14 protein-coding genes and 1 other annotated feature are annotated in these 20,019 nt (G+C 50.1%); of the genes, 6 read left to right on the top strand and 8 right to left on the bottom strand.

What is annotated here, in order from left to right:
* Positions 1-59: 59 nt before the first annotated feature.
* Entirely contained in the window at positions 60-995 is a 936-nt protein-coding gene (gene cysK / locus SPSYN_RS06115) for a cysteine synthase A (protein ID WP_161821611.1), read from the bottom strand.
* Between the two features lie 195 nt (positions 996-1,190).
* On the opposite strand from cysK, the gene SPSYN_RS06110 reads away from it, so the two are divergent.
* A complete protein-coding gene (locus SPSYN_RS06110; protein ID WP_161821610.1) occupies positions 1,191-1,637 on the top strand; it encodes an RrF2 family transcriptional regulator in 447 nt (148 codons plus the stop codon).
* 260 nt (positions 1,638-1,897) lie between these two features.
* On the opposite strand, the gene SPSYN_RS06105 is transcribed toward SPSYN_RS06110, so the two are convergent.
* Positions 1,898-3,112, bottom strand: coding sequence for a molybdopterin molybdotransferase MoeA (locus tag SPSYN_RS06105; RefSeq protein ID WP_161821609.1), 1,215 nt, complete (start codon positions 3,110-3,112; stop codon positions 1,898-1,900).
* 508 nt (positions 3,113-3,620) lie between these two features.
* On the opposite strand from SPSYN_RS06105, the gene SPSYN_RS06100 reads away from it, so the two are divergent.
* Positions 3,621-8,006, top strand: coding sequence for an acyl-CoA dehydratase activase (locus SPSYN_RS06100; RefSeq protein ID WP_161821608.1), 4,386 nt, complete (start codon positions 3,621-3,623; stop codon positions 8,004-8,006).
* Between the two features lie 457 nt (positions 8,007-8,463).
* Here the strand turns inward: SPSYN_RS06100 and SPSYN_RS06095 are convergent, their stop codons facing one another.
* The 6 genes from SPSYN_RS06095 to glpX form a co-directional block, all read right to left on the bottom strand.
* Complete coding sequence (locus SPSYN_RS06095; RefSeq protein ID WP_161821607.1) at positions 8,464-9,636, bottom strand: quaternary amine ABC transporter ATP-binding protein; 1,173 nt, start codon at positions 9,634-9,636, stop codon at positions 8,464-8,466.
* A 12-nt stretch (positions 9,637-9,648) separates the two neighbouring features.
* Positions 9,649-10,500 (bottom strand): ABC transporter permease, encoded by an 852-nt coding sequence (locus tag SPSYN_RS06090; RefSeq protein WP_161821606.1) that lies wholly within the window; start codon positions 10,498-10,500, stop codon positions 9,649-9,651.
* A 73-nt stretch (positions 10,501-10,573) separates the two neighbouring features.
* Positions 10,574-11,596 carry an ABC transporter substrate-binding protein gene (locus tag SPSYN_RS06085; RefSeq protein WP_202623748.1) on the bottom strand — a complete coding sequence of 341 codons (1,023 nt, stop codon included), beginning with the start codon at positions 11,594-11,596 and terminating at the stop codon, positions 10,574-10,576.
* 610 nt (positions 11,597-12,206) lie between these two features.
* Positions 12,207-12,722 carry a nitroreductase family protein gene (locus tag SPSYN_RS06075; RefSeq protein WP_161821605.1) on the bottom strand — a complete coding sequence of 172 codons (516 nt, stop codon included), beginning with the start codon at positions 12,720-12,722 and terminating at the stop codon, positions 12,207-12,209.
* Positions 12,723-12,980: 258 nt separating this feature from the next.
* The gene (locus SPSYN_RS06070; RefSeq protein ID WP_161821604.1) at positions 12,981-13,337 is read right to left on the bottom strand and encodes a transcriptional regulator; all 357 of its coding nucleotides are present in this window, start codon (positions 13,335-13,337) and stop codon (positions 12,981-12,983) included.
* 799 nt (positions 13,338-14,136) lie between these two features.
* Positions 14,137-15,114: a class II fructose-bisphosphatase gene (glpX, locus tag SPSYN_RS06065; protein WP_161821603.1), complete on the bottom strand. Its 978-nt coding sequence runs from the start codon at positions 15,112-15,114 to the stop codon at positions 14,137-14,139.
* A 343-nt stretch (positions 15,115-15,457) separates the two neighbouring features.
* Here glpX and argH point away from each other — a divergent pair, with 343 nt between their 5' ends.
* The 4 genes from argH (at position 15,458) to ilvE (ending at position 19,994) form a co-directional block, all read left to right on the top strand.
* Positions 15,458-16,846: an argininosuccinate lyase gene (gene argH / locus SPSYN_RS06060; RefSeq protein ID WP_161821602.1), complete on the top strand. Its 1,389-nt coding sequence runs from the start codon at positions 15,458-15,460 to the stop codon at positions 16,844-16,846.
* 23 nt (positions 16,847-16,869) lie between these two features.
* On the top strand, positions 16,870-18,420 hold the full coding sequence (locus SPSYN_RS06055; protein ID WP_161821601.1) for a DUF445 family protein: 1,551 nt from the start codon (positions 16,870-16,872) through the stop codon (positions 18,418-18,420).
* A 51-nt stretch (positions 18,421-18,471) separates the two neighbouring features.
* Positions 18,472-18,724: a binding site (T-box leader), on the top strand.
* Positions 18,707-19,027 (top strand): hypothetical protein, encoded by a 321-nt coding sequence (locus SPSYN_RS06050; protein ID WP_161821600.1) that lies wholly within the window; start codon positions 18,707-18,709, stop codon positions 19,025-19,027. (Overlaps the previous feature by 18 nt.)
* Positions 19,028-19,115: 88 nt before the next feature.
* Positions 19,116-19,994 carry a branched-chain-amino-acid transaminase gene (gene ilvE, locus SPSYN_RS06045; protein WP_161821599.1) on the top strand — a complete coding sequence of 293 codons (879 nt, stop codon included), beginning with the start codon at positions 19,116-19,118 and terminating at the stop codon, positions 19,992-19,994.
* Positions 19,995-20,019 lie beyond the last annotated feature (25 nt).

Below are 20,019 nucleotides of genomic sequence, written 5' to 3'. Positions count from 1 at the left end.
CAAATAAAAACAACCTGACACGAACAGGGGCTTAACTCTGTGATGTCAGGTTATTTAAGTTATTCTTCCTCAAAAAGAGGGGTGGAAAGATATCTTTCGCCTGTGTCCGGCAGGAGTACGACAATGGTCTTGCCCGCGTTTTCAAGCCTTTTGGCCAGCTCGGTCGCTGCCCAGGTTGCGGCACCTGATGAAATGCCGACGAGCAGGCCTTCTGTTTTGGAAAGCTCTTTGCCGGTGGCAAAAGCGTCTTCGCTTTGCACCTGAATAATCTCATCATAAATTGACGTGTTTAAAACATCGGGAACAAAGCCCGCTCCGATACCCTGAATCTTGTGTGCCCCCCTCCGGCCTTCGGACAATACCGGGGAGTCATAGGGCTCAACCGCTACCACCTTAATATTGGGATTAAGGGCTTTTAAAAATTCACCAACTCCAGTTAACGTGCCCCCGGTGCCGACACCGGCGACAAAAATATCAACCTTACCATCGGTAGCTGCCCAGATTTCCGGCCCGGTGGTTTCCCGGTGCACCTTGGGATTGGCCGGGTTGACGAATTGTCCGGGGATAAAGGCTTGTGGGATTTTCCGCGCCAGTTCGTCAGCCATGTCAATGGCGCCTTGCATGCCTTTAGCGCCCTCCGTTAGGACGAGCTCAGCTCCGTACGCTTTAAGCAGATTTCTGCGTTCAACGCTCATAGTGTCGGGCATGGTGAGTAAAACCCGGTAGCCCCTGGCTGCTGCGACTGAGGCCAGGCCGATGCCTGTGTTCCCACTGGTTGGTTCAATGATCACCGAACCTGGCTTTAATAAACCCCTGGTCTCCGCGTCATCAATCATAGCCTTGGCGATTCTGTCCTTAACGCTGCCGGCAGGATTAAAATATTCCAGCTTGGCCAGAATTGTAGCCTGCAGAGCATGTTTTTTCTCGTAGTTGGTTAGCTCCAGTAGAGGAGTATTCCCTATGAGATCGGTTAAGCTTTTATATATCTGTGCCATGAGATTACCTCCTGATAATTATTATTTCATATATGTTATATATGTATTATATTATAGCTACACTTCTATTTTTGCAATAGTTTTTTAAAGATATTCGGAAGTTAATATCGCCTATAGTATAAAGTTATTGACAATGGCGAACTTCTTAAATATATTTAATACATATATTAGAGGTATGAAATGAGGGCATGGAACATGAGAATATCGGCCAAAGGACGTTATGCTCTTGCGGCCACGATTAGTATGGCTGAGCATTACCAGGCTGGAGAGTACATCACGGTAATTAGCATTGCTGAAAAACTTGGCATATCCAAAATATACCTGGAACAGGTTTTTTCACTGCTTAAAAGGGGAGGCATTGTTACCTCAACCAAGGGCTCACAGGGAGGCTACCAACTTGCCCGGATGCCCCGGGAAATAACCCTGCTGGACGTTTTGTCAGCCACTGAACTTACGCTTTTTGAGCCAACGGAAGAAACTGTTTCAAAAAAGGCTCCGGAAATCGAAGCAGCTATGCGGTTGGTGGCTTTTGATAAACTGCAAACGGCGTTGAAAAAAGCAATGGGAAGTGTTACGTTGAATGATCTGGTAACTGAAGCCCAAAAACATAAAACAGGTAATAGTTATATGTATTATATCTAGATAGGAGAGGTGCATTTGGCTACCAGACTCATCGGCGGGCATGGCACCTCGTTGAGGGTAAGGTGCTGATAGCTGTAAATTTGATTGGATAAACAGCCGACGATTTCGGTGCACTAATGACCGGGGACAAAAAAACTGCGTTTAAAAACGCAGTTAAAAAGAAAGATAACTTAAGTGTCATTGTTAGCATAAACATTTAAGCTGAAATACAAATGAATTTAACATAAAATATAATTTATTTTAAGCTGAAACAGAATTATTTACCTGAGCAATTGCACATCTATTACTGCATCTGCCTTGAGATGCTCCTGTCCCTCAGTTATTGAGGCTATGGCTGTGGCCTTAGCGATGTCGGTCACCGGGGCGTGTTTTCCTATAGGGTTAAACACCGGCAGCCCGTCGCCGGCATGTTCAAGAATGCCGTAGAACAAATCGGTCCAGTCGGGTTCACCCTTCAGGTCCACGGCCAGTCTGGCTTTTATCCTGGGCAGGCCCGGGTTAGCATGGCCGGAAAGGGCGAGCAGGCCGGGCAAAGCGATCTGCAGGTAGCCCATTAAGTTTGAAGATGGCCCGCCGGACAGGATGAAGACAGGTTTTCTATCCAGCAGCCCGAAACCCACTGCTTTGCCGGGCCCCATACGAATACGGTGAAACACCTCTTGCCAGCCCAGCTCCGCAAGCACCTGCGCCATCAGGTCACGTTCACCGGTCCAAGCTCCGCCGCTGGTGAGCACGGCATCTGTTTTGCCCACCATTAGCTGAAGAGTGTTGTAGATGTCTTTATAATTATCTCCGGCAATCGCCAGCCGGGTCTGCATTTGATATTTATGACAGAAGCCGGCTAGGGTTATGATATTGCTGGCGTAAACCCCGCCCTCCGTCAGGGGCCGGCCAGGCTCAACGAGCTCGTCGCCGGTACCGATAATCCCGACCACGGGATTTTTAAAGACTGGGACTGTGCTGTAGCCGGCCGCGGCCAGGAGACCGGCTACGCCGGGAGTGATCTGCTGGTTTGCCTGGAGAATATACTCATGCAGGGCCACGTCGCTGCCACGCCACCGGATATTCCTGCCGGGACCGCTAAATTTCTCCACCAGCACCTCGCTGCCTGCCAGCTGTACAAATTCTTCAGACACCACACTGTCAGCCCCCGTCGGGATGCGAGCCCCGGTCAATACCCGTACAGTGGTCCCCGGGGTGACTTGAAAATCATTATTTCCGCCTGCGGCCATGGAACCTAGTAGACGCAGCCGGACAGGGTTTGCGGCAGTGGCCTGGGCTACTTCCCGGCTTATAACGGCAAAGCCGTCTTTGCGTGAGGTATCAATGGCCGGTGAATCCACCAGGGCATGGAGATCTGAGGCCGCGATCCGGCCTTCACTGTCAGCCAGGGCTATGTTTTCTGCAGCCAGGGGTTGGATGTTCTCCAGGGTCAAACGCAGGGCCTCTTCTAGGCCAAGAGACATCTTTTTCATGGGTCCTCCTTTTGTTTAATTGCTTCTGTTGGGCATCCAAGCTTATATTTAGCTAGCTAGTCCAATGGATCTCTTCTTTCACTTCTTGGAGCAACTTCAGCATAAAATTTCTTTAATTATTAATCCTCCGGTATAAACGTGTTCTTCATCTACGATATCCTAAATTTAATTTATATTTGCAGGGTCTCCCGGACAAACACAGGGTAAATATATGCTGATTTACTTTTACGGCTGTGAATTTCGCCTGTACGTTTAAATAACCATGTTTTTACTTATTATAGCCTATAAATCAATTGATTAAAGCAGGGCGGTATACATATGGCATAACAATGAAAGCGGCGGCCGGCAGGATTAGACCGGGACGATGCCAGGCTAAAAGGCTGGCAAGTAGCGGTTAAGTTCTTGAGAATTTGCTGTTTGAAATTATAATATAAAGGGATTTATATGGTTGAAGAAGAAAACAATGAAAAGCTCGAATTTAATCTAATTATAGCAGAGGAGTAATTACATGGACATGCTGTTCAAACAAACCAATATTACGCCCCGGCTTGGGGTTGATATAGGTGTTTTTTCCGTTAAAGGAGTATTGTTGGACGGTGCACGGGTGGAAAAGGTTTACCGCCCCACCGCCGGAAATCCTGCCGCTGTGGCCAGGGAATGTCTTAATCTTTTGCTGCAGCAGGTTAGTGCTCCCGTGGTGCGACTCGGACTAACCGGTCACAACGCCAGGCTGGTAGCTGAAAGAATAGGCATCAGCCCCACTCTCGAGGTGGAGGCGCTGCAGGCCGGGCTGGTCGCCCGGGGAATTGCAGGCGAAGCGGTGTTTTCGTTAGGTCACGAAAGTATGTATTACCTGGAGCTTGACCAGAGCGGAGCGGTCACATTTTTCAACCGCAACGGTCACTGCGCTGCCGGCAGCGGCTCCTTCTGGCACCAGCAGGCCACCAGGATGGGTTACAGTGACCAGGAGTTTGCGGCTATGGCTTTAACAGCCCTGTCCTCAGTGAAAATATCAGGCCGCTGTGCTGTTTTTGCCAAGTCCGATATGACCCATGCCATTAACGAAGGCGCATCCCAAATGGCCGTTGCCTCGGGTATGGCCAAAGCCCTGGTGGACTTGGTGGTGGCCGGGGTGGCCCAAAACCGGCTCAAAGGACCTGGGAAACTGGTGGTGCTGGGCGGTGTGGCTAACAACCAGGCCATTCTCAAACACCTAGGGGTTTATTGCCAGGAGCGGGCGATTGCTATTGAGGTGCCTGATGAGCACGAGTATATTTTAGCCCTCGGGGCTGCCCAATACGGAGCGGAAGTGCCTTTAGATGAGCTGAGCCCGGAACGGTTAGCTGTGAGCGGCTATGTGCCGGAAAAACCGCTGCCCCCGCTTCAACCAGGAGTGGTCACTTACAGCGAGCCTTTAGCTGCGGACCAGGCCTACGATTTGTCCACCGTGTACCTGGGTGTGGACTGCGGGTCGGTATCCACCAAGTGCGCCCTGCTGGATGCGCGGGGTAACATGATGGGCGGCGTTTACCTGCCCACGGCCGGGCGTCCTGCGCTGCAGCTGCTGGAGCTGCTTAAAAAAGTCGAGGAGCGGTATGGCAGCCTGCTGCAGGAGCAAACACCCATCGTCGCCTGTACAACCGGGTCCGGGCGGTTTCTGGCCCAGAAAATACTCAACGCGGAGTATGCCGTGGACGAGATTACCTGCCAGGCGGAAGGCGTGAAGAGCCTATTTGGGGATGAAACCCTCTCTATTATTGAAATCGGCGGGGAGGACTCCAAGTTTGTTCAGATAAAAAACGGTATCTTGTTTGACTATAACATGAATCCGGTCTGTGCCGCCGGCACCGGAACCTTTCTGGAAAACCTGGCTGAGCTGCTGGGGGTGAACATAAAGGAGGAGTTTTCCCAAAAAGCTTTCCATGCTGATTACGCCATTGATCTGGGGGATACCTGTACCCTGCTTTCCCAGTCTTCTCTGGTTTCCGCTGCTGCCCGTGGGCTGCCTCTGGAAGCGCAGCTGGCCAGCCTGGCTTATTCTTCGGCTCGTAATTATTTAAATAAGACCGTCGAAAACCGGGCTCTGGAAGGCCGGCTGGTGTTTACCGGCGCCACGGCCAAGAATCATGCCCTGGCCTCTGCCTTTGCTGCGGAGTGTGACCGGCAGGTTTATATTCCGCCCTTTCCCGAACTAACCGGAGCCAGGGGTGCGGCGCTGATGGCCAGGGTGCTGCATTTGGAAGGGGGCCGGCCTGTTCAAACCTTACGCAATCTGAAGTACCTGAACCAGTATACCCTGGAAAAGAGGCCCTGCAAGGCGCCCTGTTATCACCAGCATAATTGCCAGCTTGACGTAATTAAATTTATGGACGGGTCAAAATTTGTATACGGTGACCGCTGCGGCCGTTATTCGGAATTGGCTAAGCAGAGGCAAACCGGTGATCTGCCCAATTACCAGCATGTCCGGGAGCAAATTTTTCAGCAGGCGGCCGGTGAGCCGTGCAAGTCTGGGGTTAAGGTAGGCATTGCCTGCAGCGGCCTGTACCATGAGCTGTACCCTTTTTGGGCGGCTTTCTTCAGAGAACTGGGCGTCCAGGTGGTGCTAAGCGGCAAGTCCGGGGAAGCGCTGCTGGAACAGGGCAAGATGGAGCTGGCTACCGAAATGTGCTATCCCATCGAGGTATTAATCGGGCACTACCGGGAGCTGCTTAATATGGACCTGGATTATATTTTCATCCCCGAGGTAATGGACCGGGAGCCGCTCCCCTGGGCAACAGATTGGCCGGACACGCTGAGCTGCCCGCTGCTGATGATGATCAGGGGGGTGGCTGTGCATGCGTTGGATATTCCGGATAATAAGGTGCTGCAGGCCCAGCTGAATTACCGCGCGGGGCAGGAGCGAATCGGGAAGCAATTGCTGCCGGTAGCCCAAAAACTGTTGGGGAAAAACTTCAGCCAGGCAGTGTACCAGAAGGCCATAGACGAAAGCTACCGGGCCCTGCATAATTTTCATCGGGCTATGGAAGAGGAAGGGCGCAGGATTATCGAAGGGCTGCGCGATTACCGGGAAACTGTGGTCACACTGATCTTAGGTCGCTCCTATACCCTGTATGACCCCTTTGTGGCCAAGGACGTGATGACTTACGCTGCACAGCGGGGCTTGCTGGCGATCCCCCAGGATTTCCTTGTTGAATACCTGCGCGGCTGGTACGAGGGACGCATCCCTTCACCCTACCTGGAAGCCCGCCGGGCGGAATTTGAAAGCTATATGAAGCAGAAGATAGCCGATATGGACAATATTTACGCCGCTCAGCTTCAGCATATGCTGTCGGCTGCGCTCGCGGCGCAATTCTTGAATGAAAGGTCTGAGGAAAGCGGCTTGCCGCAGCTGCACCTGGTGCTTCAGGATCCTTTCCGATGCGGCCCTAACTCGATGTTCCGCCATTATTTAGACAATGTGGCAGGTTATTTGCGGCTTACCCTTGACGAGCACACCGCTCCGGCAGGTATGATTACCCGGCTGGAGGCGCTCAAGAATACCTGCCGTTTCCGGAAGAGAAGCGTGGTGGCGCCCTTTTTCAGCGCCAGGACGACTAAAGCCGACGACCTGGATTTTAACAAGGTGCTCATCCCCAACTCTTCTAAGCACGCCGCAGTTTTCAAGTCCATGTTTGAAAACTATGGCCTTGAGGCTGAGCTGCTCGACCGGGGTACCGATAAAGACCTAACCCTGGCCCGACGCTGGTGTAACGGCGAGGAATGCCTGCCGTTTATCCAGAATATGCAGGATTACCTGGAGTATACCGAACAGCACCCCAACCTTGCGGCAGAGGGCGTTGTACTCTTTCAGGGCTGGTCCTGCGGCCCCTGCCGCTACGGCCTTTATGCACCGACCCAGTCCATGCTGGTTAACCGTGCGGGTTATGGCGCCCAGAGGATTTTAGCCTTTAAAACCGACGATATCGGCAAAAGATTTGGCCGGGAATTTGTAGTCGCAACCTTTGACAACCTGCTGGCTATCGATATTTTATATAAAATGCTGCATCAAATCCGGCCCTATGAGCTAAATAAAGGCGCGACAGAGGCGCTTTTTAACGCCTATTGTGAGCAGGTTTACTCTATTGCCCGCAGCCATCGCGTTAACTGGTCCAGCTGTATTGCCGGCAACCATCTTAAGCCGCTGGAGCATTTACTGGCGGAAGCAGCAGAGAAGTTTGCCGCTATTCCCCGTACTAACGAGCCCCTGCGCCCGCGGATCATGGTGGCCGGTGAATTCTACGTGCGCCTGGATGACCGTTGTAATCAAGGCATTATTGAACAGATCGAAGCCGCCGGAGGAGAGGTTTCTTTAGCCCCGGCCACCGAGTTTTTTAGTTACGACACCTTCGCCAAATATACCAAGGCAGAAAAAGACTATGCTTACAAAAAAAGCCTGCCGGGTTACTTGAGTAAATTAGGCTACGCCACGAGTCATTGGATATCTCAGCGCGATGAGCGCCTCCTGGAGCAAGCTGCAGCCGGTCTGCTGCATGACTGCGAAGAACCCACCGCGGAGAAGATCAGGGAGTACTCGGCCAAATATGTCCCGGAGCATACGGCCGGTGAGCCGCCCCTGACCATTGGCCGCGCTGTAGCCTTAGCCGGGCGTGAAAGAATCGGCGGGGCCATCTTCGTAGCGCCATTTACCTGTATGCCCTCCTCGGTGGTGGAGGCGCATCAGGGCATGCTGAGCAGAGAAACCGGCCTCCCCATTATCACGGTTTACTACGATGGCCGGGACAACACTAACCGGGACGAATTTATTGCCAGTCTGGTCTTCCAGGCCAGGCAATACCTGATAGCCAGGGGGAGTCTAACCGGGGAGTCGAGATATGCGACCACCGGCATAAGCTAGTCCAAGTCACTTGCTGTTTCAAGCGCACCAAACGAATCAGGTTGGAACCCGCTTGGAACAGGGTTAAAACCCGGGTGTAGTGGTCATATTGCTGCTATGAACCAAAATTCCAATACTAATATATAAGGTTTTTTCAGGTACATGGAACAGCTGCCTGAAAGGGAAGCCGGGGAGCAGCTATCAAATTGACTGCAGCGAGTTAGAGCGGACGGTAAGGAGAAGCCAAGTAGACCTGGGAAAGTAGTTTTGCCGGATAGGTCACCCAACCAAGGGTGGGCGTAAGTGAGCCATGGCAAGCCGGGCTTTGGCTGGGTGGGGGAAAGCGCGCCGGTTGGCCAAGCAGTTAAGGGCAGCAGGCTTTGCTTGTGGCCCTGCCGGCGGCAGGCAGGTCGGGACAGTAATTTAACATTACAGAGCCTTGAGGGGAGGCAGGGCTGTTGCACTCAGCCTGAACGATTTATACTAAGTTGGAAAGCACGGTTACCCGCGCGATAATACCAAGTAACTTCTGCTCGTCATTGATGACGGCTATAGGATATTTGGTTTCTGTGGCTATTTGGATCAGTTCGTTCATATAAGTCTCCGGACCAGTTGTCGAATAAGTGTGCTGCAGTATATCTTTGATCTGTCTGTGCTCTTTAAGCGCCTTGAGAGCATCATCGATGGTCACCAACCCCTGCAGCCGTCGCTCTTGATCCAATACAAAGATACTGGAAATACCGGCCTGCTCCATTTCCTTGATGGCAACTTTAAGTCCATCCTTCAGGGAAACCAGTGCATTAGGCCTGACCATGATGTTCTTAGCCTGCAATATTTTGGAACGATCGATATCCTGAACAAAAGTCTTAATATAGTTGTTTTTCGGCTGAGCCAATATTTCTTCCGGAGTGCCCAACTGTTCGATAACCCCATCCTTCATAATGGCCACCCGGTCACCAAGCTTAAAGGCTTCATTAATATCGTGGCTGATGAAAATGATCGTCTTTTTAAGCCTGGCCTGGATGTCCAGCAGTTCCTGTTGCATTTCCCGTCTAATTAGCGGGTCCAGTGCACTAAAAGGTTCATCCATCAGGAGAATCTCCGGATCGGTGGCCAGGGCTCTGGCCAGGCCTACACGCTGCTGCATCCCGCCGCTAAGTTCATTGGGATACATCTCCTCCCAGCCGTTTAACCCTACAATGTCAATAGCCTTTTGGGCCATTTCCCTGCGTTTAGTCGGGGAAACACGCCTTATCTCCAGGCCATAGGCAACATTATCGATCACCTTCCGGTGCGTAAAGAGTCCAAAATGCTGAAACACCATTGCCACCTTATGCTGCCGGTAGGCCTTCAGTTTTTTCCCGTCATATTTCACAATATCCTCGCCATCAACCTTGATTTTGCCTGCAGTTGGCCTGTTCAGCAGGTTTAAGCAGCGGATCAGCGTTGATTTGCCGCTGCCGGACAGTCCCATAATAACAAAGATCTCGCCTTCATTGACCATAAAGGAAACCTGATTAATCCCCACCGTGTGGCCAAATTCCTTGAGGATAGTTTCTTTCGTCAGACCTTGTTCAATTTTTTCCAACATAGCCCGGGGGTTATGGCCAAATATTTTGGTCAACCCCTCGACCTGTAGTTTTACTGTCATCGTTTTTCTCTCCTATTTGGGATACTTAAATTTACCGCCGATGGACTGGGTTAGCCGGTCAATGATGATGGCCAGGAAAACGATACAGACACCGGCTTCGAAGCCTTGTCCGATATCAATGTGCTGAATAGCTTGCAACACGTCCAGCCCCAGGCCTCTGGCACCGATCATAGAAGCCACCACCACCATGGACAGAGCCATCATGATGGTCTGGTTAATCCCGGCCATAATGGTGGGAAGCGCCTGAGGCAGCTGAACCTTGAGCAAGGTTTGCGAATTGGAAGAGCCAAAGGAATGGGCAGCTTCGATCATTTCCCTGGGCACATTGCGGATGCCCAGATCCGTTAAGCGCATCACCGGGGGAATGGCGTAAATCATCGTGGCAAAAACCGCCGGGACTTTACCCATGCCAAACAATAACAAAGCGGGAATCAGGTACACAAAACTGGGCATGGTTTGCATCGCATCAAGTACCGGCCTGGTATAGGCGTTAAAACGGTCGCTGGCCGCCATCAGTATCCCCAGTGGTATGCCAATAACCATGGAAAATACCACTGAACTGAGTACAATAGCCAGCGTTAGGATCATCGACTCCCACAGGCCCAAGCAGCCGACTAAAAAAATCATAAAGCTGTACACTAAAGCAGCCTTGGTGTTGATTATTTTCCAGGTGATCAGAAAGATGACAATTAATACCGCCCACCAGGGCACGAAGAACATGATTTCTTCAATTTGCCTGAGGAACCAGATGATCCCGGCTGAAACCGCGTCAAAGAAGCCGCCAAAGTTATGCATTAACCATTCAATAGCCCTGTCGATGTACATGCCTAAATCAATACGCAAACTATCGGGGAAATAACTCATAGCATTCTCCTTAACTAAAAGGACAAAGCCGGCAATTTGACACGGCCTTGCCCTTATTGCTTAAAATATATAATTACAGACTTGCTTTGACCTTAGTGGCGATATCCTCCGGTACCCAGGGTACCCAGACATCTTCCCTGGTTTCCAGGAACCAGATCGCTGTTTGATCGGCTTTAACGTTATTGTCCTGCATATAAGCCAGGACGTCGCTTAGTAACGCACTGTTGGTATGAAAATTTTTCAAAAAGTCAACAACCTCCGGCGCTTTTTTGGATAAATCTTTATTGGCAGCAATGGCAACCCTCACCGAAGGAAATTCTGTTTGATAGCCGTTATTCCATGCTTCTTCCGAATAAGGATTGTCGCTTAGTAGAGTCATATCATATTTACCCGTGACCCAGGTGGGTGACCAGTAGTAGCCGAGCCACGGCTTGCCTTCTTTATAAGCTTTAGTAATGGAAGCGGCCAGTGCGGTGTCTGAACCCGGGTTGAGGTAGTTATAATGTTTATCCAAGTTATAGCTTTTGATTTTAGCCTGGAGTATGTTGTCCGCCTCCCAGCCTGCCGGGGAACCGTAGATAACCCCTTTGGATGGGTCCTCAGGATCCTTGAACAGCTCCCAGTATTGCGGTAAATCTTGCACGCTTTTCAGGTTAGGAGCCAGTGCTTCAATATTCTTGGCCGGATCTCCCTTGATCAAATAAGTCGGCACATAAAACCCTTGTTCATTATCATCATAATTTATACCGAGTTCCTGAACAGTGCCCTTCTTGATCTCTTCGTCATATCGAGGCTGCCAATTTTCGGTCCACGCCTCAAGAACAACGTCGATATCTCCATTAACTACTCCCTCGAAAACAATTGCAGAGGCTCCGCTCATAACTTCTGTTGGGTAGCCGTAACCCTTTTCGATAATATACTGCGCAACCGCATTGCAAAACTGCACACTGTCCCACTGGGGATCGGCAAGTACAATCTTAGCCTTTTGTTTGTCCACCTGGTTCTCTGAATCCGGTGATGAGCAACCCGTCAGCATGACCACAAAAGATACGCAAAGCACGGCTATTAAGATTGATAAGCGCCCTGGTTTTTTCATGTTACACCCTCCATTTGATTTTTTTGGCAAGTTCCCGCTCAAGAAAAAATATTACAGAAACACCTGACAACACTTATTATAATTTTAGGTTGTCAGGTAAAATTCGTCAACCCAAAACTCGACATTGGAATTAATTAAGTTGGGTTCCTTGGAGGAATAGGCGTAATAAAGTCTATTTTTCACGTATTTACAAAGAATTTAGCGCGGCTGTCCTGGCTACAACCCGGCGTGTGACTTGATTGAACTACCGGCGGGGCGGCGGCAGGAGGCAGATAACTAAGTTAAGGTTCACCAAAAAGCATATGTATTATGTGATTGAGTTACAAGATTGCTTTCGTTTTTTGTGACCGGTTAAAACTCTGCCATGAGCCGGACAAGCAGGATGCATGCCATTTTATTAGTAAAGGTGACGCAGAGAATGCTGGCGGGCAGGATGCTTATTTCGTTGACCAGCTAGGCAAACCGGTGTGCAAGTGCCCGCGTCTTGCCGCCGCTGGGATATCCTAAAAAACAAAAAACCCCTACCCCATTTGATAAGGGCAAGGGTTGTTTTGGCTCAATACTGGCGATTATTTTTTCTACCTCCGGGGCTGCTGGCCGGCGGCAGGTGCTAAAAGGTTTCGTAAAATACCGTCTCAGTTAGCGGTTTGCGGTCTGTATGCCTGTCCGTGGGGACGCTATCTACGGCGGCATAACCGATCACCAAAATATTGACTGGCTCAACCTGGTCAGGGAGGTTAAATTCCGTTTTGATTACGTCCGGCTTGAAATGGCCTACCCACACTGTTCCCAGGCCCAGTTCGGTAGCCTGCAGCATCATGTGATCGGTCACGATGCTGGCGTCCACATCGGCGAAGTTTTTGTTGTCATGGGGTCTTTTCCAGGCTGCGTTGTAGTCCGCGCAGACGATGATGGCCAGCGGGGCGCCGTAGATATTGGCTGCTTTTTGTAATTTGGCCAGCCTGTCAGGTTGGCGCACGACAATGAGACGCTGCGGCTGGTAATTTACCGCCGTGGGCGCAACTTTGGCCGCTTCAAGGATTTTGACCAGCTTGTCCTCTTCCACAGGCTTGGATTCATATTTTCTAACCGAGTATCTTTTTTGCGCTAGTTCTAAAAAACTCATTTATCAACCTCGTCCTTTCTATTGTGGCGCTATACTTTCTGACCAATAATTACCGGCGTATTGTATCCGGCCATTCATGCAAAAGATATGCTGAGCCTGGCTTCTTACACCAATTATAGGCATTTTTATTAAGCCTGTCCAGATTTGCCCCATGTTGCGCAGTTTTTTTGTACAGCAGCTTGCTTTACCGGTCAGAAACAACAATAACGGGCAACTTAACGCCCTGCTTGCATCTTATATATGGGTTAAGAAGGACAATTAGGATTTAAATGGAGTTTTGTATAATGTGCTGTTGGAATTAATAAATTTTTCCCTGCAATCCCAACTGCAAAAGTAATGTCTTGTATTATTTATAATTAGGACATATGCTTTCGACCAGGGCAAAATACATCCACAAACATTATCAATAACCATATCAATCTTATCTTTATCGTCCAATTTCAATACAGTAATCTCGTTATCTGTTTTTTTAACTGCTTCCCTTATTTGCGGCAGGTTATCTGTTCTGTTAACTGCTTTCACTACTCGTGGTAAGATTAAAAAAGTAAATATCCCATATATTATAAGATAAAATAATATGCAATTGAAAATATTTGCATCTTTAGTAATTTCCAATTCTAACACCCCTTTCATAGAGTGTTGACAAGAGTTGGACAGTTTGCCACCACTATTTAGAGGCTTATTCCTAATATTTCTAATAAATCAGGGTAGATATCTTATAAACTACAAAAGTGTAGTGAGTTTGCCAAAATAAATTACGGTGTTTATAAACAAGAAGCGTTATACGTGGTGAATATTGGATGCATATTAATTGTGCGCAGTTATCGGCAGGAGTAGCACTGAGCTAAAAAGGGCCATGACAAGTGAATAGAATTTATGTTTGTAAATAGAAGCCTGGTTTAAGTCTATTCAACAAGAAAGAAGAACGGTTGCGCGGGCATATTTTTAATTGTTTTTGCTTTTTTTCGCAGGCTAAGCTGTCCAGGTTACTCGGGACAACAATGGACAGTATAAAAATATTTTTCTCGCCATTATTTCCATAATGTGATTTAGATTAGCGTAAATTCTAAATTAATTATAACCAATTTTTTTAATTTTGTCTTTATTATGGTAGTATAGGAAACGGATGATTTCCGGGGTAATTCAAATGAGTGTGGTTTGTCTCACTACTGTAAAAAATCGAGAGAATCGTTCTTTCGATTATTTACTATTAAAATATAAAAAAACCGGAGCAATACTTTTTTAAAAGCAAGCTTTAACCCGGGGTTTTTGGAATAAGAAAGGCTGAAAGAAATTTGGATAACCGGTATGATTGAAGGGACTAGAGGGAGCCTTTAGCGCTCCCTCTAAGCATTGTTCGGATATGTTTTGTCCTTGGAAAGTATCAGCGGGGTCAGAAAGGATAATAATAAACTTATTTATCTTTAATCAGTCCGTAGTGCGGCTTATATTTTAAGTTATGTATCGTGTTGATAAAGCGTATTGTACGGCTCTTAGCCCGCAGTACCAGTGAGTACGTTTCAGCTTGTTCACCACCCATAAAACGCACTCCTTTAAGCAGCTCGCCGTCGGTGACGCCGGTGGCTGCAAATATAGCGTCGTCTCCGCACACCAGGTCGTCCAGGGTTAAAATGCGATGTGGGTCTGTTATGCCCATGCTCAGGCAGCGCTGGTATTCGGCTTCATCTTCGGGTACCAGGCGGGCTTGCATATCACCGCCCAGGGCTTTTAGGGCTGCTGCGGAGATTACGCCCTCCGGGGCACCGCCGATGCCGGCGCAAATATCGATGCCCGTTTCTTCAAAGCCCGTAGCCAGTACCGCGGCTACGTCACCATCACCGATGAGGCGTACCCGGGCGCCTGCTTTGCGTACCGCTTTAATGAGCTTCTGGTGCCGGGGGCGATCCAGGATCATTACCGTGCAGTCCACAATGCGTTTATTGTTAGCCTTGGCTACAATTTCCAGGGTTTTTTCAATTGGATCGTCCAGGTTAATCAGACCGGCTGCCCGCGGTCCCACGGCCAGTTTATCCATATACATATCCGGAGCATGCAGCAGATTGCCTTTATCTGCAACGGCAATCACCGACAGGGCGTTGGGCAGTCCCTTGGCCAGAATGTTGGTACCCTCCAGGGGATCCACCGCCACATCCACTTCCGGTGACTCAGCGTTGCCTACCTTTTCACCGATATATAACATAGGAGCTTCGTCCATTTCCCCTTCGCCGATGACTACGGTACCGTTCACAGCTATTGAGTCGAACACGGTGCGCATAGCGTTGGTGGCGGCCTCGTCGGCTTCATTTTTGCAGCCGCGGCCCATCCACTGGGCGGAGGCCAGGGCGGCCATTTCGGTGACGCGCACCAATTCCAGCGTCAGTTCTCTTTCCATAATATGTCGTCTCCTTTATAAACAACAGTTTAATTAATTATTATTTTAACATATATCGTGCATAATGGTTAATTAGTATAACATTTTTTTAAATAAGCACCTATTAATTTTTAGCTAGAACCTGGCAGGGGAGATTGGGACAACTAATAATGCCAGCTGGTTCAGGAAAAAGTATATGGGCCGAAACAGCAGATTATGCCGGATATTTAATATTTTCTTTCGTCCTTTTTCCAACTTTGCTATAGCTATGTTATAATATTTTAGCATATTTCTTGGCAAAATGAAGCAGCACAGGTAATGAATCGCCTGTGTACCATATATAAATTTGAAAGAGGTTGATGCAGTGGCTAAGTTGTGGGGCGGGCGTTTTCAAAAAGAAACCGACCGGATAGTGGATGATTTTCATTCTTCTATCTCCTTTGATTGCCGCCTTTACCGATATGATATTATCGGCAGTATGGCACATGCCAAAATGCTGGCAAAAGTGGGCATTATCAGCCGGCCGGAGGCTGAGGCCATCGTCAGCGGTCTAACCGGTATTATGGACGATATCGAAGCAGGCCGGGTGGAATTTTCCGTGGCCGCCGAGGATATTCATATGAATGTGGAGCAGTTGTTAATTGAAAGAATTGGTGAGGTGGGCAAAAAGCTGCACACCGCCCGCAGCCGCAACGACCAGGTGGCGCTGGATGTGCGCATGTACTTGCGGGATGAGCTGGACGGGTTGGGACAGCTGCTGGCCGGTCTGATCGGTGAACTGCTGGATATCGCGGAAAAACATCTGGCCACGGTGATGCCGGGCTACACGCACCTGCAAAGGGCGCAACCCATCACCCTGGCCCATCACCTGCTAGCTTACTGCCAGATGTTCAGCCGGGATATTGAGCGGCTAAAGGATTGCCGACGGCGAGTAAATGTGCTGCCTCTGGGAGCCGGGGCGCTGGCCGGCACTACCTTCCCCCTGGACCGGGAGTTCGTAGCCCGGGAACTTGATTTTGCCGGGGTTACTGAGAACAGCCTGGACGCGGTGAGCGACCGGGATTTTGCAGTTGAGTTTGCGGCGGCCGGGTCCTTGATTATGGTACATTTGAGCCGGTTTTGTGAAGAAATTATTCTCTGGTCTTCAGCGGAATTCGATTTCATCGAGCTGGATGATGCTTACAGCACGGGCAGCAGTATGATGCCCCAGAAGAAGAACCCGGATGTGGCTGAGCTGATCCGGGGTAAGAGCGGTCGGGTATTTGGAGATTTAACTGCTCTATTGACCATGCTCAAGGGGCTGCCGCTAGCTTATAACAAGGATATGCAGGAGGATAAGGAGGCCTTGTTTGATGCGGTGGATACTGTGAAGCAGTGTCTGAAAATTTTCCGGCCCCTGGTGGCCACTATGCGGGTCAAAAAGGATAACATGGCCCGGGCTGCCCGGGGTGGTTTTACCAATGCCACCGACCTGGCGGATTATCTAGTGCAAAAAGGTGTGCCTTTCCGGGAGGCCCATGAGATTGTGGGGCGGTCGGTGGCTTACTGTCTGGAGCAGCATAAATCTCTGGACGAGTTGAGCCTCGAGGAGCTGCATAGCTTTTCTTCAGCTATTGAGGCGGATGTTTATGAGGCCATCGGCGTGGCTCACTGCGTGGCGGCCCGCCGCGTTACCGGTGGCCCGGCCCCGGAAGCGGTGCAACAGGTTATTCAGACAGCCCGGCAGCGGCTTGCTAAGTATAAGGCTTATTAAGCAAAGTTAAGGAAGGTATCCCAATGAATTGGCAGCAAATGGCCCTCTCGGTGCTGGGTGGGGCTGTGATCGGTTATATTACCAACTGGGTGGCCATTCGTATGCTGTTCCGGCCCCTGCAGGAAAAGAGACTGTGGGGTATGCGTCTGCCCTTTACTCCCGGTGTGATCCCCCGTGGTAAGGGACGCCTGGCCAGGGCTATTGGAGAGGCGGTGGGCGGTATGCTGCTCACCGAGAAAAAGGTGGTGCAGCATTTGTTGCAGCCTGAAGTGGAGGAACAGATGCGAGGCTTTCTGGCCAGTAGCATGGCCGGGTTGCGGGAGCGGGAAGTCAGTTTAGGTGAAGTGCTGGGCAGCCCGGCGGACGATTTGTCCTTTTTGCCGGAATTTACTGAGCTGGTATCCGGCCTGGCCTTAAAGTATGTCCGGGGTGAATCAGCGCGCCGGGCGATGAGTCAGCTGGCTAAAGAGGCCGCAGATTACCTGCTGGACCAGACTGTGGCCGCCATGGTTGACGCGGGTGGTCGGGGAGGTATCGCCGGAACCCTGGAGCGGCTGCCCGCAGCCATAATGCAAAAGCCGGCCGTGCAGCAGGAGTTGCAGCGCCGTCTGGCCGTTCATATTGAAAATTTCTTCAACAGCCCCCAAACCATTGGCTATTACTTGCCCGGGGCGGTGCACGAGGGCATCCACCAGTTTATTGATGACCAGGCTCCCCGTATAATTGAGGCTATTGAGCAGTTTATTAATTCCCCCTCGGCCAGGCAGGCGATTAAAGATCGGATTGAAGGATTCTTCGAAAGCTCGGCGGTTAAACGGTTTATCAACGGAATATTCCAGCTGATGGGCAATAGCGCGGATACGCTGGTGCAGCGTTTGGCTGCGGAAATTACCCGGTTTTTTGCTAATACTAAAAACCGGGAGGAATTTATGCGCATGCTGCATGGGTTGGCTGAGGAAGCTCTGGGTAAAAGCATAACCGATATTGCCGCCGGCCTGGGTGAGGACGGTAAGCGGGAAAAGGCGGCTGAAATTGCTGCCTGGGGTATGGCTAAGCTGCGTGAACCGGCTGTATTTGAGCGGCTGGCCGGCGGAATCAGGGAAATACTAGCTAATAACCGTAATTTAACCTGGCGGGAAATGCTTAACCAGGTAAATCCGGCTGCTTCTAAACAAGTAACTGTCTTTGTGGAAGGTTTGGTGGAAGACCTCTGGGAGCGGGATACACCGGCTCAGTATGCGGAGGCCCTGGTGCGGCGGGAAGTCGCTGCCGCCTGGAAGTTTCCCCTGGGCAGGTTGCTGGATTGCCTGCCTGAAGGCTTTGTGTCCGAACCGGAAGGCCTGGCCACCAGGCTTTACCGCTATTTAGTACAAAGAGTTTTGCCGGGGTTGATGCGCTTTATTGATATCAGGAGCATGGTGCGGGCCAGAGTGGAGGAGCTGGATGAGCTGCAGGTAGAAGAGATGCTGCTGAGCATCATGCGCAAGGAGCTGGTGGCCATTACCTGGTTGGGCGCCCTGCTGGGAGCCTTGCTGGGTGTTTTTACGGTAATGATGCAATATGCGATGAAATAAGTGAAAAAATGGTTGACCTTGATTTTGGTTTACTGTATACTGAAATTTATATTAAAGGTTATGAAGGGGAGCAATACCTGCAAGCCGCGCCACAGAGAGCTGGGGTGCTGAAAACCAGTGCCGGAACAGGTGGAGGCATCGCCCCGGAACTGCTTTGCTGAAAGGAGTCGCCTAGTAGGCAGAGTCGGGAACAGATGGCCCGTTATTGCCATTGTGTCGCTGACACACTCAAGAGGTTTCCGCCATTTTGCGGGAACAAGCAGGGTGGTACCGCGGGAGGAATTGAATGCCTCTCGTCCCTGGTGTTTATTCACCAGGGATGAGGGGCTTTGGTTTTTTTGTGGCATATGATTTACCTTGGTTTAGCTTTGCGGTAGAATTAGCTGATAGACTGTTCATGGAGGGAAGTGTACCTGAGGGTTCCGCCTCGATTGCGAGGGACTGGACCAAGCGGTACAGGCCGCCGGGGCTGAAACGCCGGAGGTTACACCGTGGGGATAAAAGACCCAAGCGGATAGGTTCCACTCTTGGAAAATATCAGCGGGTCTTATTTATTTTAAGAGGCTTTTCAGTTAGCACGGGAGGTGAAATCAATCTCCGCAAATAACCGGTCAGCTACCGGTAAAAGCTTGGGCCATGATTGGTGAAGGATTGTGTAGATAAATCTTATTGAATTATAGCAGGAGTGTGAAATTATGGGTTTGATCATTTACTTGGACGGTAAATATGTACCTGAGGAAGAAGCGGTTGTATCGGTATTTGACCACGGTTTGCTGTACGGAGATGGTGCCTTCGAGGGCATTCGGGCTTATAATAACCATGTTTTTAAACTGCAGGATCACCTGGAAAGGTTATATGAATCAGCCCGCACTATTTGCCTGCAGATTCCCATCAGCATTGAGGAAATGCAGGAAGCGGTGCTGGAAACATTGCGTCGCAATAACCTGCGGGATGCCTACATCCGCCTGGTGGTAACCAGGGGCAAGGGTGACCTGGGCCTGGATCCCCAAAATTGTCCCCGGCCGACGGTGTTCTGTATTGCCTCATCCATCCAGCTTTATCCGGATGAATTGTATGAGAATGGTCTGGAGATGGTTACCGTGGCTACCCGTCGTAATCTTCCTGAGGCCTGCAACCCCAGGGTTAAGTCCCTCAATTACCTGAACAGCATATACGCCAAAATGGAGGCTAAATTAGCCGGTGCTGGCGAGGCCCTGATGCTTAACCAGGAGGGTTATGTGGTTGAGGCCAGCGGTGATAATATTTTCCTGGTTAAAAACGGCAAGCTAATTACTCCGCCGGTTTATCTGGGGTTACTGGAAGGAATTACCCGCAATACCGTTATGGAAGTAGCCCGAGCCATGGGCATGGTGGTGGAGGAAAAGTTATTTAACCGGCATGATGTATATAATGCAGATGAATGTTTCCTGACCGGCTCGGCGGCGGAATTAATCCCCTGCGTGCGGGTGGATGGCAGGCCTATCGGCACCGGCAAGCCCGGCGAAGTATTCTGGAGCCTGCTCAAGGGTTTCCGGGAATTGACCAAAGAAGACGGACCAGTTATATTTGAATAGACGTTGTCAGCATTATCAGCTCTGA

Origin of the sequence: Sporotomaculum syntrophicum (assembly GCF_009932395.1) — a bacterium.
Lineage (GTDB): Bacteria > Bacillota > Desulfotomaculia > Desulfotomaculales > Desulfallaceae > Sporotomaculum > Sporotomaculum syntrophicum.
This window is presented reverse-complemented; position numbering and strand designations above follow the sequence as displayed.

Excerpts from the sequence above, each read along its gene's own strand:
- cysK (WP_161821611.1), bottom strand. The coding sequence starts at position 995 with ATGGCACAGATATATAAAAGCTTAACCGATCTCATAGGGAATACTCCT.
- SPSYN_RS06110 (WP_161821610.1), top strand. The coding sequence starts at position 1,191 with ATGAGAATATCGGCCAAAGGACGTTATGCTCTTGCGGCCACGATTAGT.
- SPSYN_RS06105 (WP_161821609.1), bottom strand. The coding sequence starts at position 3,112 with ATGAAAAAGATGTCTCTTGGCCTAGAAGAGGCCCTGCGTTTGACCCTG.
- SPSYN_RS06100 (WP_161821608.1), top strand. The coding sequence starts at position 3,621 with ATGGACATGCTGTTCAAACAAACCAATATTACGCCCCGGCTTGGGGTT.
- SPSYN_RS06095 (WP_161821607.1), bottom strand. The coding sequence starts at position 9,636 with ATGACAGTAAAACTACAGGTCGAGGGGTTGACCAAAATATTTGGCCAT.
- SPSYN_RS06090 (WP_161821606.1), bottom strand. The coding sequence starts at position 10,500 with ATGAGTTATTTCCCCGATAGTTTGCGTATTGATTTAGGCATGTACATC.
- SPSYN_RS06085 (WP_202623748.1), bottom strand. The coding sequence starts at position 11,596 with ATGAAAAAACCAGGGCGCTTATCAATCTTAATAGCCGTGCTTTGCGTA.
- SPSYN_RS06075 (WP_161821605.1), bottom strand. The coding sequence starts at position 12,722 with ATGAGTTTTTTAGAACTAGCGCAAAAAAGATACTCGGTTAGAAAATAT.
- glpX (WP_161821603.1), bottom strand. The coding sequence starts at position 15,114 with ATGGAAAGAGAACTGACGCTGGAATTGGTGCGCGTCACCGAAATGGCC.
- SPSYN_RS06055 (WP_161821601.1), top strand. The coding sequence starts at position 16,870 with ATGAATTGGCAGCAAATGGCCCTCTCGGTGCTGGGTGGGGCTGTGATC.
- SPSYN_RS06050 (WP_161821600.1), top strand. The coding sequence starts at position 18,707 with ATGCCTCTCGTCCCTGGTGTTTATTCACCAGGGATGAGGGGCTTTGGT.
- ilvE (WP_161821599.1), top strand. The coding sequence starts at position 19,116 with ATGGGTTTGATCATTTACTTGGACGGTAAATATGTACCTGAGGAAGAA.